The 16,339-nt window shown below is 59.0% G+C and carries 15 protein-coding genes and 1 pseudogene; 11 read left to right on the plus strand and 5 right to left on the minus strand.

The features are described 5' to 3' along the window. The first annotated feature begins 172 nt into the window (after window positions 1-172). Complete coding sequence (locus tag MHX63_RS05460; protein WP_239387592.1) at window positions 173-703, plus strand: hypothetical protein; 531 nt, start codon at window positions 173-175, stop codon at window positions 701-703. 120 nt (window positions 704-823) lie between these two features. Here the strand turns inward: MHX63_RS05460 and MHX63_RS05465 are convergent, their stop codons facing one another. From MHX63_RS05465 to MHX63_RS05475, 3 genes are read right to left on the minus strand one after another with little or no spacing between them, the layout of a single operon-like run. Beyond that, entirely contained in the window at window positions 824-1,183 is a 360-nt protein-coding gene (locus MHX63_RS05465; protein WP_239387593.1) for a hypothetical protein, read from the minus strand. 57 nt (window positions 1,184-1,240) lie between these two features. Further along, a complete protein-coding gene (locus MHX63_RS05470) occupies window positions 1,241-2,170 on the minus strand; it encodes an NADP-dependent oxidoreductase (protein WP_239387594.1) in 930 nt (309 codons plus the stop codon). 21 nt (window positions 2,171-2,191) lie between these two features. Further along, window positions 2,192-3,184 (minus strand): bile acid:sodium symporter family protein, encoded by a 993-nt coding sequence (locus MHX63_RS05475; protein ID WP_239387595.1) that lies wholly within the window; start codon window positions 3,182-3,184, stop codon window positions 2,192-2,194. Between the two features lie 136 nt (window positions 3,185-3,320). Between MHX63_RS05475 and MHX63_RS05480 the strand changes: the two genes are divergently transcribed. The 3 genes from MHX63_RS05480 (at window position 3,321) to MHX63_RS05490 (ending at window position 5,991) form a co-directional block, all read left to right on the plus strand. Further along, window positions 3,321-3,986, plus strand: a complete 666-nt coding sequence (locus MHX63_RS05480; protein ID WP_239387596.1) for a metallophosphoesterase — start codon at window positions 3,321-3,323, stop codon at window positions 3,984-3,986. Between the two features lie 138 nt (window positions 3,987-4,124). Next, window positions 4,125-5,060, plus strand: coding sequence for a hypothetical protein (locus MHX63_RS05485; RefSeq protein ID WP_239387597.1), 936 nt, complete (start codon window positions 4,125-4,127; stop codon window positions 5,058-5,060). Window positions 5,061-5,145: 85 nt separating this feature from the next. Then, complete coding sequence (locus MHX63_RS05490; RefSeq protein WP_239387598.1) at window positions 5,146-5,991, plus strand: hypothetical protein; 846 nt, start codon at window positions 5,146-5,148, stop codon at window positions 5,989-5,991. Between the two features lie 78 nt (window positions 5,992-6,069). On the opposite strand, the gene MHX63_RS05495 is transcribed toward MHX63_RS05490, so the two are convergent. Continuing rightward, window positions 6,070-7,248 (minus strand): IS256-like element IS3507 family transposase, encoded by a 1,179-nt coding sequence (locus MHX63_RS05495; RefSeq protein ID WP_239387599.1) that lies wholly within the window; start codon window positions 7,246-7,248, stop codon window positions 6,070-6,072. Between the two features lie 256 nt (window positions 7,249-7,504). On the opposite strand from MHX63_RS05495, the gene MHX63_RS05500 reads away from it, so the two are divergent. The 7 genes and pseudogenes from MHX63_RS05500 to MHX63_RS05530 all read left to right on the plus strand — a co-directional run bounded on the left by MHX63_RS05500 (window position 7,505) and on the right by MHX63_RS05530 (window position 14,852). Further along, window positions 7,505-8,137, plus strand: coding sequence for a DUF433 domain-containing protein (locus MHX63_RS05500; RefSeq protein ID WP_239387600.1), 633 nt, complete (start codon window positions 7,505-7,507; stop codon window positions 8,135-8,137). A gap of 670 nt (window positions 8,138-8,807) precedes the next feature. Then, entirely contained in the window at window positions 8,808-9,245 is a 438-nt protein-coding gene (locus tag MHX63_RS05505; protein ID WP_239387601.1) for a hypothetical protein, read from the plus strand. Between the two features lie 13 nt (window positions 9,246-9,258). Continuing rightward, window positions 9,259-9,681: a hypothetical protein gene (locus MHX63_RS05510; RefSeq protein ID WP_239387602.1), complete on the plus strand. Its 423-nt coding sequence runs from the start codon at window positions 9,259-9,261 to the stop codon at window positions 9,679-9,681. A 380-nt stretch (window positions 9,682-10,061) separates the two neighbouring features. Continuing rightward, window positions 10,062-11,297, plus strand: a pseudogene (locus tag MHX63_RS05515) (IS3 family transposase). Window positions 11,298-11,816: 519 nt separating this feature from the next. Next, window positions 11,817-13,673 carry a BCCT family transporter gene (locus MHX63_RS05520; RefSeq protein ID WP_239387603.1) on the plus strand — a complete coding sequence of 619 codons (1,857 nt, stop codon included), beginning with the start codon at window positions 11,817-11,819 and terminating at the stop codon, window positions 13,671-13,673. An 86-nt stretch (window positions 13,674-13,759) separates the two neighbouring features. Beyond that, complete coding sequence (locus tag MHX63_RS05525; protein ID WP_239387604.1) at window positions 13,760-14,614, plus strand: 3-hydroxybutyryl-CoA dehydrogenase; 855 nt, start codon at window positions 13,760-13,762, stop codon at window positions 14,612-14,614. Between the two features lie 40 nt (window positions 14,615-14,654). After that, window positions 14,655-14,852 carry a CsbD family protein gene (locus tag MHX63_RS05530; RefSeq protein ID WP_192817228.1) on the plus strand — a complete coding sequence of 66 codons (198 nt, stop codon included), beginning with the start codon at window positions 14,655-14,657 and terminating at the stop codon, window positions 14,850-14,852. A gap of 91 nt (window positions 14,853-14,943) precedes the next feature. On the opposite strand, the gene MHX63_RS05535 is transcribed toward MHX63_RS05530, so the two are convergent. Next, on the minus strand, window positions 14,944-16,332 hold the full coding sequence (locus MHX63_RS05535) for an aspartate aminotransferase family protein (protein ID WP_239387605.1): 1,389 nt from the start codon (window positions 16,330-16,332) through the stop codon (window positions 14,944-14,946). Window positions 16,333-16,339: the final 7 nt, after the last annotated feature.

Here is a 16,339-nt window from a genome sequence, read left to right on the forward strand (position 1 = left end):
CTTCGGGGATAGTGGGGAGGGCTGATGGTCGGGGCTGGTTTGGCTCACTGCGTATGAATGTTTCCTCTTATGCGTCGGCGAAATAGGACGTCCATTGGGACATTCACAGTGTAGCCCTCGAAATCGAACAATGAGCTGTGGGTTGTCCGGCGCAGTGCCTACACTGAGATCCATGAGTTACAAGGACCCGCAGCGCCCGCAGGATAAGGATTATCTGGCTGGCTGGATGCCCGACGAGGATCCACATGATGGGCAGGTCGTGCGCACTTCCGATGAGCAGGATCTGGAAGCTCGTCGCATTCGGTTGTCGAAGTACCGCCCGAGCACCGCGAAGAAGATCGCGGCCTGGCTGGCATTGATCCTGGGTGCGATGATGCTGTTCGGGATCCTATCCGGCTCGATGGAGGGCGTCGACGGTGCCTTAAGGATCTTCCTGGCGATGCTCTACTGTCTTATGTTTGCCGGACCGGCACTGTTCTGGATGTATGCGAACAACCGCGATACCAAGGCGGTTCGGCAGTGGGCTGCCACGGAATCCGACTACCGGGAAGTGTGGGAATCCTTCGACTCGGCGACACAGTCCATCTTCGCGCGGCCCTCACTGGCAGACGAGCTGCCATTGCTACCGAAGCGCCCCTGGTTGTGGATCTGGATCGCGGAGTTCGCGGTGATCGCTACTGCCGGTGCGCTGACCCCTGCCTAGCTGCCGCCTGAACCGTGAAGGGCGCAGGGGGTCGGGACGAGGGGGGCGACTAGCTGTTGTATAGAGCCAGTACCTGCGGCATCGCGCGCTGGAGATAACCGGCGTTGGGGAATCCGACGCTTACACGAACTCGCACGAGGTTGCTTCGTGCGCATTAAGCTTGGCGCCTTCCGCAGTGGTTCCGCAAGCCCCTCCGACTTTGCTGGGGGTTGTCCTTGCGTTCCTGCGGGGCTCGGAGCTCGAGCCATCGCCTGGTGAGGACTCAGGGGCCTGATCGCTCGCTCCCGGGACTGTGGGGTTGGGGCCGGACTTCTTGGTGTCGTCCTTCTTGGAGCCTTCGCCCTTGGCTGCGGACTCCTGCTGTGCAGAGCTGTTGGCGGAGCTGTCGGAGCCGGAGGCATCGTTGGAATCTTCAAAACCGCAGGCGCTTAAGCCCAGCGCGGCGACGGTAAGCACAGCAAGGGCAGACGTTCGCTTCATGAAAACGTCCTTAAGTAAAGAAAAGAGTCGTATTAATGAAGAAGCCTAGCGCTTCCGCTAGTCATTCACAGTGAGAACGACCTTTCCCAGCGCGTGGCCCGACTCGACCTCCTGGTAGCCCTCAGCGGCGGCGCTGAAGGGTAGTTCCCTGCCGATCACCGGGCGCATCGCGCCCTCTGCGACCAAGCGGGCGAGCTCCGCGAAGCGCTCCTGGGTGCGGACTCGAGTAATGCCGCTACCGCCCAGGCGGGCGACCAGCTGCTTGTCGGCGGCGCTGCGGATCGCGCCCTCTGGTGCAAGGTGCGCCAGCCCCTCCAAGACCTCGCCACCGACCAGATCCAGGATGCCGTCCACCGGTGGAACGGTGACGTGGGAACCGGTCTTGCCTAGCTCCGCGGAGTCCATAAACCGCGCCCCCAGGCGCTCTACCAGCACCTTCTTGCGAGCACTGGCGATGCCGATGACCTCAATGTCGAAATGCTGCGCTAGTTGCAAGGCATGCGTGCCCACGCCGCCACCCGCGCCGATCACTAGCAGGCGGGCTCCCTCATCCGGCCACGTCTCCAGGTTGTGTAGTTCCGCCAAAGCGTCGTAGGCGGTCCCGGCGGCCGCGGGTAGGCAGGCGGCATCCGTGGCCTCTACACCGTTGGGGATAGCTGCGGTCGAGGTGGCGTCCAAAAGAACAAGAGAATCGCTCGCAGCACCAGCGCCGGAGAAAGCCGAGCCGAAGACGCGATCACCTGGCGAGAAACCGGTAGAAGGGTCGGCCTCGACGACGGTGCCGGCGGCCTCGCGGCCCATGGCCATGGGGAAAGAGACCGGGAAGGAACCCTGGCGCTGGCCATTCCGCACTTTAATGTCGCCGGGGTTCAAGCTGATCGCCGTGGGACGGATCAGCACGCTGCCGGGCTGCCAGGTGAGGTCGGCGACGTCGAGGAAGCGGGTGACATCGGGGCCGCCGAAGGATTCAAAGCCGAAGATACGCATGAACCCCATGGTAGGGGTCCGCTAGTTCTTGGCGAAGCGGCGCATGAGGAAGGCGAACAGAGCGCCGGAGATGTTGTGCCACACTGCTGCGACGGCGCCTGGGATGGCGGCCTCCGGGGCCCAGTACTTGCCAGACATGCCCGAGGCCAGGCCAGCGGACTGCGTGGCGACTTCGATGGCGGTGGTGCGGCACACGGCAGCGGATTCGCCGGTAGCGCGGGCGGCGAAGTAACCCAGGATGTAGCCGATGGTGTTGTGGATGATGACAGCGACCAGGACGGTTACGCCGACGTTCATCAGGGTCTCCGAAGACTTGGCCACGGCGGGGAAGACCACGCCACCGATGGCGATGATGGACAGCCACGGCAGGACCGGCAGCAGGAACTGGACGATGCGGTCGAAGATCACACGGATGACCAGGCCGCCGATGACGGGCAGCAGCACGGTCTGGACCAGGCTCCACGCCATGGACTTGCCATCCACCGGGGTTTCCTCGCCGGCGAGCAGCAGCATAATCACCGGGGTGACGATCGGGGAGAGGATCGTGGAGACGGAGGTCATGGTCACGGACAGGGCGACGTCGCCCTTGGCCAGGTATGAAACCACGTTGGAAGTAGTGCCACCCGGGACGGAACCCAGCATCAGCAGGCCGATCGCCAGCATGGGGTTCAGCCCCAGCAGCTTGGCCACGGCCACCGCGCCCAGCGGCATGATGACGAACTGCGCCAGCACGCCGATGAAGATCGGCATGGGGCGCTTGATGACCAGTGCGAAGTCCGGCAGCGTCAGCGTGAGGCCCATGCACAGCATGATGATGGCGATCATCGTGGAGATGTGCGCCGCCAGGGGAGTGAAGGTGTCCGGGCTGGCCAGTGCCAGGCCGGCGCCGATCAGGATGAATGCGGGGAAGGCCCACACGGCAATGGTGGCGGAGCGTTCCTCGGAGGTATTGGTGGCATTGGTGTTTTCCGCGCCTGATTGGGGCGCTTCGGTGTTCTTCTCTTCGGTCGTCATATGACCATTATATGAGACATCGGTCTCAAATTATGAAATTTGTTGGAAAATCCTGCCGTGAAAGGGAGTGGGGCGACGGGTTAGAGTGGTTCCAACAGCCCGCGCTCAGGCTCGACCTCAACAGAAGGAGTGACCAATGAACCAACCCCGCACCTGGTTCACCAGCGACCTGCACCTTGGCCACCCCTTCGTCGCCGAACTGCGCGGGTACGGCACGAGCGGGGAGATCGATGCGGACGTCGAGCGGCACGACGCAACGATCCTGAATAACCTCACCAGCGCTCTGGCCCCGGGCGATACGTTGTGGGTTCTCGGCGACATCTCCTCTGGGTGGGGTCCGCAGGAAGAGCGAGCGCTGGACTTGCTGGCCCAAACTTTTTCCGGCCTGGACGTCACTGTCCACCTGATCGCCGGCAACCACGATTCCTGTCACCCGCTACACGCCAACAGTGCGCCGCGGCAGCGCCGTTTCCTGGAAGTTTTCGATTCCGTGCAGCCCTACCAGTGTGTTGTCCCGTGGGATCCGGACGGCGATGGGGTGGCAGATAATGAGGATCTAGCTAGAAAGGCTGATACCGAGGTCGCCTGGCTGTGTCACTTCCCGCGCCCTGGTCAGGATCACGAGGGCATGGAGTCCCGCTACGACTCTCTGCGCCTGGACGTGCCATACGTGATTCATGGCCATCTGCATTCCGTAGCACCTATCACTGGCCCGGGTCAGGTTGACGTTGGAGTGGATGCGTGGGGCCTGCACCCCGCCCCTTATGAAGAGGTAATGGAACTGCTCTACCGCGACGCTTAGCGATCAAAGCAGGTGCGTAGGAATCTAATTATGTATATTTATGCTGTGCGTTTATCGCTCGGGGCATTTTTCGGCCCTACTTATAGGTGACGCCAACTTCTCGGTGCGCAACAACATGAGTAAACGGGACTTGAGGTTATGACGTTCGACTTTTCCCAGCACAACGACCGGCCGCGGCAGGTGGCCAAGGGTATCGCCACTGCGACCCTGACTGCCGCCATCTGTATGGCAGGAATCGCCACCCCGGCGAATGCCGCGCCCGCGGGCCCGCCCGCCGGCTCGCAGCTTCCGCCCATGCCACAGGTTCAACTACCTCCGCCGCCGCAGCTCCCGCCGTTGCCTCCGGTTCCACAGGCCGTTGAGGATGCTCTGAACCAGCTGGGGATGTCCGCCAACCAAATCCCGGGTTCGTCTGCTCCGAAGCGTCCGGCACCGCACCGACCGGCGCCGAACAAGGGTTACAAGGTACGCACGATCCACAACGTGCCCGCCCGCACTTCTATGGCAGTGGTGACTAACAACGGCATTGCTAAGACTCCGAACGCGGATGAGTCCCGCCCGGGTCTGTCCATCGTGAAGCTGTACATGGCGGACTATGTGCTGCGCCATGGCGATCGCAGCGGTTCCGACCGCTACCTGGCAGAGCGCATGATCCGCTTCTCCGACGACGGTGCTGCCTCCAAGATCAACCGCAAGTACCCGCGTGCCATCAGCACCATCGCTCGCGAGTACGGCTTGCGCAACACTCGCGCGGCTGCCCACTGGGGTAATTCCTATACCTCCGCTACGGACACTGCTCAGTTCCTGCACAAGCTGCGTATCCGCCACCCGCGTTCCCTAGTGCTGCACTGGATGCGTACCGCCAGCCCCGTGGCAGCTGACGGTACCCGCCAGAACTGGGGAACGGTGCACCTGCCGGGCGTCAATGGTACGAAGTGGGGTTGGTCCGATTACGGGCGCCAGACTTTGGCTTCGGCCTCTTTCGGCAACGGATACACCGTGGCCTCCTTCTCCTGGGGTGGCCGTGGGGTACAGAATGCAGATACTCGAGCGGCAGCACGGTACCTGCGATAGTCTTAAGCCTCGAAGTGCAGTGGCACATAAGTAGCTAAGGCACATGCAGGTTGAGCTAGGCTCCTGGCACGGAAAGTATTAGGTAATGGCACCACAGGACGATAACCCCTTCAACAGCGGAGGCAACGGCGCGGACGGGCAGAACGCCGACAATCCGACCGAATACTTGGGTCAGGCCAAGTCGGAAAAGTCGGGGGCGGAGCCCCCGCAGTACCGCCGTCAGGATGATCAGAGCACGCAGGTCTTCGGTGCTTCTGGCACTGGTAACTCGCAGGGGTACCCGAACGCGAGCAATCAGGGATACGGTGCGCCCGGTTTTAACCCTCAGGGTGGCTATGGTCAGCAGGGCTACGGCCAGCCTGGTCAGCAGGGCTACGGCCAGCCTGGTCAGCAGGGTTACGGCCAGGCCGGTTATGGCCAGCAGGGTTTTGGCCAGGCCGGTCAGCAAGGCTATGGCCAGCAGGGTTTTGGCCAGGCCGGCTATGGCCAGCAGGGCTACAGTCAACCGGGCCAAGCATATGGTCAAGCTTATGGCCAGCCCGGACCTAACGGCTCCAACGGGCAGGGAGGCAACGGCAACGTAGCCAAGATCGTCGTCGGCCTACTGGTGCTCATCGCGTTGGTCGTTGGCGGCGTGTTGATTTACAACCTGGTTTCTAGCGACGACGACGGCGACGAAAAGCCCACCTCCTCTACAACCGAGACCACGGATACGACGGGCGAGAACAACGAAGAGACTTCGGGGAACCAGAACGAAGACAACCCGCTGACCTCGCTCCCCAGCCCCTCTGGCATTACTATGCCTTCGGACTTTCCGGACATGTCTGACTACCAGGATCAGCTCGACGACAGCCTGGAAGATTTGGAAGAGATGCTGAGCAGCATGACCGAGAGCCCTGGCGTGCCCACCGGTAGGCCCAGCTACAACTAGCTCGGCCGCGGCGGAGCCCAGGACCTAGAGCGGCTTAAACGACAAAATGTGTGTCTGGCTCGGCGTGTCGCGCGGGGGTTAGATTTGGCCTTTCTGGATGCCGATTGAGTGGGTGTAGTCGGTGTCGATAGCGTTGTCGTAGAGGGCTGGTCGTCCTGTTTCGTGGTCGGCTTGGTTCTCGTGTTGGGTCAGGGTGGAAACTTTGGCGAGTTGGTCCTGGCCCCAGTTGGACTGCCTGGCGATTCGTGCTGGATCGTCGGGCAGTTCGGTTTTTAAGTAGAGCCACCAATCCAGCATCCGGCGTTGTCGTTCGCCTGATCTTTTGCGGTGTGTTCTGGCAAGTAGTTTGATCTGGGAATTGATGCCGCCTTCAAGGCTGTTGGTGGTGGATTTAATCCGGTTTTTCTCCAGCACACCTTCTGGTGGGGTGAGGTAGACAAACAGCAGGTCGGAGCGCCAGAGGTGGTTGAGGCTGTTGTAGGCCTTGCGCACGTTGTGATGTGTCCACGTGCGGGTCCATGTACCTGTTTTAGGGTCTTTGACCGTGGTTTTCTCGTCCATCCAGGAACGGTAGATCGTGGAGAATTCGTGCAGTTGCGCACCCCATGCTGCTGCTTGGTCCAGGGTGGTGATCCGGGTCAGTTTCAGCGCCAGTCGGTAGATGGTGCGCCCAGCATCAGTGCGGGGACGTGAGGTGGTGTAGCGGCGTACCACGCGTTGGGCGTGCACGAGGCAACGCTGGATTTTCGTGGTGGGCCAGCACTTTTTGATCGCGCTAAACGCTCCCTGGCCGCCATCGATAACGGCGATAAGTGGGGCTTCGATGCGCTCGAGAAGTCGTTGGTAGTCGCGCGTGGTTTCGTGTTTGCACCAGTGCCAGGCGATGACATGGTCGATAGTGGCGGCAATGATCAAACAGCCGCCGGCGGTATATGTGCCGTCTAGAAACAGCTGGTCGTAGACCCGCCCGATGTGTCCGATGGTTGGATCGGGTACGTCAACGAGCCAGAAGGGTTCGAAGCGGCGTTGCAGTGTGCGCGGCGAGCATCCCACACGGCTGGCAATGGTATCGAGGCTGGCGCCAGTGGTCAGGTGGTCAATGAAGGCGGTAAAACCCGTGGAATTGGTGATGTCGATCCGGCGCTTCACACGCGACGCGCCGCAGTGTTTGCATCGCCACCTGGTAGTTCCTTTGCTGGTGGTGCCGTTGCGTTTCATCTCACCGCCGCAGTGGCAGCGTGGTTGGTTCTTTGACATTGCGACACCACACCACGCCGCATGTAGCACATCACTGCTGCCACACCGTGGATTTACCGTCCCGGAGCCAGATATATGCTCCCGGAGCATATACTTCTCTGAAACCTAGAGGTCAACCACTACTAATCACCGAATCCAGACACACTTTCTGTCGTTTAACCCCCTGGCGGGGTCTCTTTTTATTGGGCCGTCTTTGCCCCCAATTCCACCCCACGATCGGGCGAGTCTGTTACTAAAAGCCTCAAAATGGGGAACAATGAAACCAAACGAAAGGAGGCAGGCGATGGGCTTTAGTACCAAGATGGCAGCATTTCTCAGTGGCGCCACTGTGCCGCAACTAAACCGCTGGGCGCGACAAGAACTGCTCGTCCCTGAGATTTCCTCCAAACCTCGTGAGTATTCTTTTCGAGATGTTGTAGCTCTTCGAGCGCTCGCCATGCTTCGCTCAAATGTCTCTCTACAAAAGATCCGAAGAGCGCTCGCAACCATGGAAGATCAGAATTTTACTGAGCATCTATCGGAATATGTCTTCGCAACTGACGATAAATCAGTGAAGGTGTGGACCGAGGAGGGGTTCATCGATCTGGTCGAGAACCCCGGCCAGTTTGAGCTAAAGACTCTCCAAGATATCTACGCATCGTTTCGAAACCTCCACGGTCGTGAAGTCCCTCCTCTTCTCGAGCCTGCCAGTGGAATTGAGGTACGAATCGACCGCCTCGGTGGCACCCCGACTGTTGCTGGAACCCGCGTCCCCTTCGAGTTGGTATCCGACTTGGCTAGTGGCCCTGACCATCTGGAAGCAGAAGAGATCGAAGAGCTATATCCAAACGTTTCGGCGCAAGATGTGGCAAACGTGCTTTCATTTTCTGCGGAGCTTGACGCGGCATGATCTTCTTATTTGACGAGAACTTTCCCGCCAATGCTTGGAGACCAGTCTCGGGCCTGTTTAAGAAACACGAGTTCCATGTGGTCGGGAAATCACAGGGGTTCGACCGAGGGCTGCCTGACATTGAACTTTTTAGTAGAGCCCGCGATAGAAAAATTGACGCTATCGTTACTGGAGACGTGAAGCAGCTCTTGGGCTTAGACCGCATCAATGAGCGAACAGCTTGTCGAGTCGCTAATCTCCACTGGATTGGAATCCCTGCTCAACCACGGGCAAGGGGGAGACTCAGGGTACATGGCCAAATAGGGCAGCTCATTACCTCCCTAGCCCAAATCGTCCCAATGCTGGAGGAAGCTGAGAATCCGCAAGCTTTCCTTTTGCGGAGAGGCCCTGCGGATACACCGCTTGAGGATGGGTACCCGCAGGACCTCTAGACTTAGACAGATTTAAGACCCCTCGCGAACTGACCACTGGTTGGCCAAGCGAGGGGTCTTTTTGCGCTTTAGCTAACGATATCGTCGATCTTGCTTTCAGCTACTCGCCCTGCAGAACCTTGGAACGTTTGTGAAGATCGAAATGTGAGAGCCGACTCTCACGGCCACCACAATGTCTGGGATCAGGAGAAAGCTAAGAGATGTCAAAACTGAGAAGTCGCGGGCTAGTATCAGCAATTATGGCCATCTGCGTGGGTCTCACTCCCGTTGCTGTGGCTAACGCCGAGTCCACGCCTGCCGCACAGAATCCGAGCGTGGCGCAACCAACGCCTCCGACCGTAAACCCAAAAGAAACAACCAACCCAGAGGCTCAGCCGTATGGTGTTAAAGGATTTCTGATTAAGCAGGGGCTGAAACTGGTCAGCTCTATGTTGCGAAACGGCAAGGTTAGGGAAGTTGTCGAGGGGGCTCGTAAACGAGGGTTCATTGATAACGACATGGCGAAAGCCATTGAGTCCAGACCAAATCAAATCGCCGATGCCATTGACGACACCCTACGTGAGGCAGGCGACTTTGAAGAAGGTATCAAGGAAAAATTGCGCGTCAATCTTGAACCTGTCGTGGGCCAGAAATTGGCTCTCGGAATTGCTGAAGCGTTGATGTTTGTCTTCTTGTAGGGAGTTTGTTTCCATGGGAGTACACTCACCAGACGTTGCTGCGCTGGAACAGAGGATCGAATATCTATCTGTTCAAGTGGAGCGGCTAATTGAACTGCAAAGCGCGTTTCCATCACCAATGACAACCTTTCGAAAGGCAGCGATGCTAATCGCCCTGACTTTCGAACAGGAGGCACTGGCGCGAAAGCTTTTGGGAGCGGTACACGCTTTCAACAATGGCACCGAGGTTGATATCAACGAAGGCTTGCTGCCCTTCCCTGAGAAAACCGTAACGTTGTTTAACGAGTACACGGCTGAGGGATCGATTGATTCCAATCGAGCAAAGTGCTTGCTGAATACATTTATTCCTGGCGGCGATAGTGCTGCACAAAGTCTGATTGAGGCGTGGGAGACAGCCCAGTCTGAAATTCGACGCAATGACGATGGCCAACAATGACTAATGGGAATACCGTCACGTTGGCAACGTGATAATCGCCCTCCTTGAGGGGCAACTCTTTCCAATCTGGAAACAGTTGCCCCTCATTGCATACGCGAATCCGAATGGCGAGCGGGAGGAGAGCACCAGTGTCTCGTCAGCTACGGAATACCCTCACTTGAGCCCTGAAACGTCCTACCAAAAAACATTGTTAACCTAGTTATAAGTGTCGGGTGGGGGCGAAATTGGTGTGTCGGTAGCGCTTCCTAAGCTCTGCGCATTCGCTGGATAGGTACTAGAATCATCCGTAGTCGCCCACCCATTGCCCCCTAGGCGACCTGCCACAGGCCCTGAAGTGCCCCAGGTTTTGTTCCGTTTGAGTAGATGGGAAAATTTGGAACATGCCAAAGAAGTTTGATCAGGAGGCGAAGGACCGTGTGGTCCGCCTCGTGGAAGACCGCATCCTGGCGGAGAGTATTTCGACGCAGGCAGCCTGCAAGATCGTGGCACCAAAGCTGGGTGTTTCGTGGCACACGGCGAGGCAATGGACACAGGCCGCTCGACGCGAGGGACGTGTTGTGGAATCAATGCCCGAGGACCTTGCTGCAGAAAACGCACGGTTGCGTCGAGAAAATCAAGAGCTGCGGGACACCAACGAGTTGTTGAAAGCCGCTTCGGCTTTTTTCGCATCCGAACTCGACCCGAAACGTTAAGAAATGATCCGGTTCATTGATGAGCATCGGAATCGTTTCTCAGTCGAGTTCATCTGCCAGACGTTAAACATCCATCGTGAAGGCGGCTTCCTTACTTCGCGTGGGTACCGCCAGTCTAAAGCCCGTGGATTAAGTGCTCGTCGCCTTCGCGATGCTGTGCTGATTGAACACATTAGTGCTGTTCATCGCGATAATTACGGTGTCTACGGTGTGCGGAAAATGTGGCATGCTCTCCGCCGTGACGGAATTAATATCGGTCGTGAACAAACTGCTCGGTTGATGCGCCTGGCCGGTGTTTCTGGCAAAGGCAAAGGCAGGTCACCTATCACAACCCGTAAGCCTAACGTGCCTGATCTGCGCCCAGACTTGGTAAATCGTGAATTTAGGGCTCCTGGCCCTCATCGGCTGTGGGTGGCGGACATTACCTACGTGCGCACCAGGAAAGGCTTTGTGTACACCGCGTTCGTGACCGATGTATTCTCCCGGAGGATTGTCGGATGGGCGCTGTCGGATTCGATGCGCACCGAAGCCTTGCCGCTGCAGGCGTTGAACCAGGCGATCGTGTGCGCCAAAGAAACAACGGGCTTGGTTCACCATTCAGACCACGGCTCACAATATGTGAGCATCGTCTACAACGAGCGCTTGGCCGAGCACGGTATCGCAGCGTCCACTGGGACGGTGGGCGACTCCTATGACAATGCTTTGGCTGAGAATGTCAACGGCTCCTACAAGAATGAGCTGATTCATAGGCGAACGTGGGCCGACGTGGTCGACGTGGAAATCGCGACGTTCGAGTGGGTGAATTGGTGGAACGAGTCAAGGCTCCACCAGAGCCTGGGCTACCGCACGCCGGCTGAAGTCGAAGCCGAGTTTTGGGAACACCACCCCAGTCGAGAAATAATGGAAATTAAGGCACAAGCCTAGGAACAAAACCCGGGGCACTTCACCCCCGCTGGGTTGAGCGCGATCCCCGTGACGCTCCCCAGCGGGGCTTCTTTTGTGTCCAAACCCAAACGCACGAGTGCACAAAAAGTGCACAAGAATTCCCATAGCCCCCACAATCCACGTAACCACCGCACAAAACCAATCAATCCAGAAACGCTCCCACCAGCACAAACACTAAAACCCCAGATGGAAAACCACCTGAGGGCTCAGTGCTGACGTTTCAAGAGGAGAATGACCGTTCGTATGTGAATCCTTTCTGTCGACCACTGAGCACTAATCTAAAGTGTCTTCCTGGAAAAACCCTGTGGACGGTCTGCAAGGTCGCTACGCGTTAAATAGGCTTTTCCCGCAAACGATAAAACACCTGGTCAAAAGCCGAAAACGGGCTTGCTGTAACCAGTTATTTTCACTTTGAGGACATGATTGTCCGGGCGAGGGGATAGGGTAAGGCAAGACCTACACACGTTCGAGAAACGAAACTGGGGAGTGATCCCGCCCATGGAAGGCGAAAAATCTACAGCCGCGGCAAACGCGGAAAAAGTAAAGGTCGATCCGGTAATCTTCTGGGTCGCCTTTGGCTTCATCGTTGCCTTTGTTGGCTACGCGATCATCTTTAAAGATAGGGCCGCAGACAGTCTGCAGGTCGGTGCCAACTGGCTGCTGGAGAACTTCAACTGGCTGTACATCGGCAGCATCTCTTTGGCCTTCCTTTTCTTGATGGTTCTCTTTGTCTCCCGCTTTGGTCGCATGCGTCTGGGCGTGGAGGGCGAGCAGCCGGCATTCCGCACTTTGTCCTGGTTTGCGATGCTTTTCGCCGGCGGCCTCGGCTCCGTGCTGATGTTCTACGGTGTGGCCGAGCCGATGAACCACGTCGTCAACGTTCCCATGCAGGACGCTGAACCTATGAGTCCCGAAGCCATCGGCGAGGCCATGGGCTTCACGGTGTATCACTTCGGCCTCCATATGTGGGTCATTTTTGCCCTGCCGGGGCTTGCTCTGGGCTACTTCATCTACAAACGCCACCTACCGCCGCGCGTATCAAGTATCTTCGCGCCCCTCCTCGGCGCCAGCATCTACGCGTGGCCTGGAAAGCTTATTGACGCCCTGTCTATCATCGGCACCGTTTTCGGCATCGCGGTGTCGGTCGGCCTCGGCACGCTGCAGATCAACTCTGGCCTGGCCAAGGTGTTCGGTGCAGAGACCGTCGCGTGGGTGCAAATCAGCATCCTTGTCGTCATCGTGGCGGCATCGTCCATCTCGGTATCCACGGGACTATCTAAGGGCATTAAGTGGCTGTCCAACATCAACATCCTCGCCGCAACTCTGCTGATGGTGTTCGTGCTACTGACCGGCCCAACACTTCTGCTGCTGCGTGGCACGATGGACACCACCAGTCTGTATGCGGAATACCTGCCGAAGATTATGTTCTGGTCCGACTCGCAGCAGGTAAACCCCGGCTGGCAGGGTAAGTGGACAGTCTTCTACTGGGCGTGGACGATCTGCTGGTCGCCTTTCGTGGGCATGTTCGTCGCCCGCATTTCCCGCGGCCGTACCGTCCGCGAGTTCATCGGTGGCGTGCTGCTGCTGCCGACGGCGTTCACTATCGTTTGGTTCTCCGTCTTTGGATACGCCGGCCTGGACATCGAGAAGAAGGAGCCGGGTGTTCTGACCACGCCGATTGTCGAGGAGGGCGATCCGGCCACGGCACTGTTCACCTTCTTGGAGCACTTCCCGTGGACCATGGCCATCAGCATCCTGGCGCTATTTGTGATCGCCATCTTCTTCGTTACCTCCATCGACTCCGCCGCACTGATCAACGACATGTTCGCCGCCGGTGAGGAGGGCAAGACCCCGCTTATGTACCGCCTGTTGTGGTGCATCGTGATCGGTGCCGTCGCTGGCTCCATCCTGATCATGGCTCCGGATTCCGGAATCGACGCACTACAGCAAACCGTGATCATCATCGGCTTCCCGTTCGTGCTGTTTAACTTCGTCATGATGTTCTCCCTTGTGAAGGGAATGAACGACGACTCTGCGGCACGTCCCGAGCCACCGAGCCGCCAGTGGGGCAAGACCGACTCCGCGGAGAAGCTGGCCGAGCACGAATCTCGTCCGGCACCTGGTTATGACAACAAGGGTAAGGAGCACGCGCGTTTTGAGTACGACGCGGAAGGCAACCTCGTTATCCCCGGCAACGTGCGCATTGAGGGTGACCTCGGGATCGTGGGTGACGTGGACAATGAGGCAGAAATCGCCCCTGCGCGCCCGATGTACGACCAGGAGGGCGAATTGATTACGGAAGAGAAGGCTGAGGACGAAAGCTCAGCGGAAGATGAGGGCGTCAATAAGGAATAGATCAGGAAAACCGTTAAGCACAATCGCACCTACAACATCGGTAGGCTGGAGCAAGTACGAATAAACCTATAAAAAAAGGAGTGACCATGGTTCAGCGTGTAGGTGTTATCGGTGCAGGTCTGATGGGATCCGGCATCGCAGAGGTCGCAGCCAAGGCAGGAAGCGACGTGCTGGTCTGGGAAGCCAAGCAGGAGGCTGCCGATGCGGGTAAGGCTCGCATCGAGAAGTCCCTGGAGAAGGCCGTCAGCCGCGGCAAGCTGTCCGAGGAGGACCGCGACGCCGCCCTCGGCCGCCTGACGTTCACCACCAAGCTCGAGGACTTCGCGGACCGCGAGCTGGTCATGGAAGCCATCATCGAAAACGAGGACATCAAGAAGGACGTCTTCGCCAAGCTGGACGAGATCGTCGAGGACAAGAAGGCGCCGCTGTGCTCTAACACGTCCTCCCTGCCGATCCAGACCATCGCCAGCGCCACCAAGAACCCGGGCCGCGTGCTGGGGCTACACTTCTTCAACCCCGTTCCGGTTCTGCCGCTGGTGGAGGTCATTCCGGCGCTAACCACCGACGAAGACGTTGTTGAGGTGGCCCAGACCTACGCCACCGAGAAGCTGGGCAAGCAGGCCATCCGCGCCAAGGACCGCTCTGGCTTCATCGTGAACTTCCTGCTGGTGCCGTACATGCTCTCTGCAGTGCGCATGGTGGAAAACGGCGTGGCAACCCCGGAGGACATCGATACCGGCATGAAGCTGGGCGCCAACCACCCGATGGGCCCGCTGACCCTGGCCGACATGGTTGGCCTGGATACCTGCGCCTTCATCGCAGACGTGATGTACAAGGAGTTCGGCGACCCGAGCTACGCCTGCCCGCCGCTGCTGCGCCGCATGGTTACCGCAGGTCACACCGGGCGCAAGTCCGGCAAGGGCTTTTACGAGTACAATTAAACTCACGACACTCTACGGAAAGGAAGGTCACCATATGTCCATCGACGATCTGAAGAACAAGGCAGAAGGCGCCGCAGGTCAGGCCAAGGAGGCCGCCGGCGAGGCTACCGACAACCAGGATCTGGCCAACGAGGGTCGCGCCGACCAGACCAAGTCCGACATCAAGGACAAGGCCAACGAGCTGAAGGACAAGGCTTCAGACGCTGTAAACAAGGTTCTGGGCGACGCTCAGAAGTAAAACTTAAAACGACAAAGTCCCGGCTGAAAGTTCAGCCGGGACTTTTGCTATTGCCGGGGGAGCTCCCCGCGCGCTGGCGCGTGCCGGAGCCTTACAGCGCCTGGTCGACGACCGCTGCCGCGCGGTCGACGATCTCCAGTGCCCAGTTCAGCTGCTCCTCGGTGGTGATCAGCGGCGGGGCGAAGTGCAGGCGGTGGCCCGAAACCATCGGCCAAATGCCAGCCTTCTTCAGCTCGGCACCGAACGCGCCCATGGCCTCGCCCTCCATCGGAGTTTTAGCCTCCTGGTCGCTTACGAACTCGATGGCCCAGAAGAAGCCCTTGCCGCGTACATTGCCCACGCTCGGGTGGTTCTCCGCGATCTTCTCCATAGCCGGGGCAATCACGCGCTCGCCCAGCTCGGCGACCTTCTCGAAGGTGTTTTCCTCGCGGTAGACCCTCTGTGCAGCCAGGCCGGGGGCACATGCCAGCGGGTGGCCGGAGTAGGTCAGGCCACCCGGGTAGGGCTTGTCAGCGAAGCGCTGGTAGACGGCATCGTTCATCATCACGCCACCCAGCGGCGCCATACCAGAGTTCACGCCCTTGGCGAAGGTAACCAGATCCGGCTGCAGGTCCTTGCCGCCGTGCTCGTAGGCGAACATCTTGCCAGTGCGGCCGAAGCCGACCATAACCTCGTCGGCGATGTACAGCGCACCGTGGCGGTCACAGATCTCGCGTACCCCTTGCAGGAAGCCCTCCGGCGGGACGATGATGCCGCTGGAACCCACGACGGATTCGATCAGTACGGCAGCCACGTTGTCCTCGTACACCAGGGTTTCCTCCAGCGACTGCAGAGCGCGGGCGCACTCTTCCTCCTGCGTGGAGGAGTAGAAGGCGCTGCGGTATAGGAACGGGCCCCAGAAGTGCTTCACGTCGCCGTCGGTGGTGGGGTTGCCGTGGCGGCGAGCCTCACCGGTGGCCATGATCGCAGAGCCGGTAGCGCCGTGGTAGCTGCGGTAAGCCGTCAGGATCTTGGATTTGCCGGTGGTCAGGCGTGCCATGCGGATGGCGTGCTCGACAGCGTCTGCGCCACCGTTGGTGAAGAACACGTGAGAGAAGTCGCCCTGCGCCTGCTCCACGATTTCCTTGGCCAGCTCGCTGCGCACGTCGTTGGAGAACGCGGGGTTCTGGTTGGTGATGCGCGTGGCCTGCTGCTGAATTGCCTCTACCAGCTTCGGGTGGGCGTGGCCCAGGTTGGCGCTGACCAGCTGGCTGCCCAGGTCCAGGTAGCCGTTGCCCTGGTAGTCGTAGATCCACACGCCCTCCGCGTGGCTGAGCGGCTGCGGGTTGATCTTCTCTTGCGCCGACCAGCTGTGGAATACGTTGTTGCTGTCGTTGTCGCGTACCTGCTGCTCTGCGGTCTTTGCTTCTTCGGTACCGACGCCCACTTTCGCGCCGTCGAGCGTAGTGAACTCGGTGATGTTAGGGGGTAATTCAGTCATTCCCCCA

This window comes from Corynebacterium sp. ACRQK (assembly GCF_022345965.1).
In the GTDB taxonomy this organism is placed as follows: Bacteria; Actinomycetota; Actinomycetes; order Mycobacteriales; family Mycobacteriaceae; genus Corynebacterium.

What these genes read in the sequence shown, in the direction of transcription:
- MHX63_RS05525 (WP_239387604.1), top strand. Translation starts at nt 13,760, where the DNA reads ATGGTTCAGCGTGTAGGTGTTATCGGTGCAGGTCTGATGGGATCCGGC.
- MHX63_RS05465 (WP_239387593.1), bottom strand. Translation starts at nt 1,183, where the DNA reads ATGAAGCGAACGTCTGCCCTTGCTGTGCTTACCGTCGCCGCGCTGGGC.
- MHX63_RS05480 (WP_239387596.1), top strand. Translation starts at nt 3,321, where the DNA reads ATGAACCAACCCCGCACCTGGTTCACCAGCGACCTGCACCTTGGCCAC.
- MHX63_RS05490 (WP_239387598.1), top strand. Translation starts at nt 5,146, where the DNA reads ATGGCACCACAGGACGATAACCCCTTCAACAGCGGAGGCAACGGCGCG.
- MHX63_RS05520 (WP_239387603.1), top strand. Translation starts at nt 11,817, where the DNA reads ATGGAAGGCGAAAAATCTACAGCCGCGGCAAACGCGGAAAAAGTAAAG.
- MHX63_RS05485 (WP_239387597.1), top strand. Translation starts at nt 4,125, where the DNA reads ATGACGTTCGACTTTTCCCAGCACAACGACCGGCCGCGGCAGGTGGCC.
- MHX63_RS05475 (WP_239387595.1), bottom strand. Translation starts at nt 3,184, where the DNA reads ATGACGACCGAAGAGAAGAACACCGAAGCGCCCCAATCAGGCGCGGAA.
- MHX63_RS05535 (WP_239387605.1), bottom strand. Translation starts at nt 16,332, where the DNA reads ATGACTGAATTACCCCCTAACATCACCGAGTTCACTACGCTCGACGGC.
- MHX63_RS05500 (WP_239387600.1), top strand. Translation starts at nt 7,505, where the DNA reads ATGAAACCAAACGAAAGGAGGCAGGCGATGGGCTTTAGTACCAAGATG.
- MHX63_RS05505 (WP_239387601.1), top strand. Translation starts at nt 8,808, where the DNA reads ATGGCCATCTGCGTGGGTCTCACTCCCGTTGCTGTGGCTAACGCCGAG.
- MHX63_RS05460 (WP_239387592.1), top strand. Translation starts at nt 173, where the DNA reads ATGAGTTACAAGGACCCGCAGCGCCCGCAGGATAAGGATTATCTGGCT.
- MHX63_RS05495 (WP_239387599.1), bottom strand. Translation starts at nt 7,248, where the DNA reads ATGTCAAAGAACCAACCACGCTGCCACTGCGGCGGTGAGATGAAACGC.
- MHX63_RS05470 (WP_239387594.1), bottom strand. Translation starts at nt 2,170, where the DNA reads ATGCGTATCTTCGGCTTTGAATCCTTCGGCGGCCCCGATGTCACCCGC.
- MHX63_RS05510 (WP_239387602.1), top strand. Translation starts at nt 9,259, where the DNA reads ATGGGAGTACACTCACCAGACGTTGCTGCGCTGGAACAGAGGATCGAA.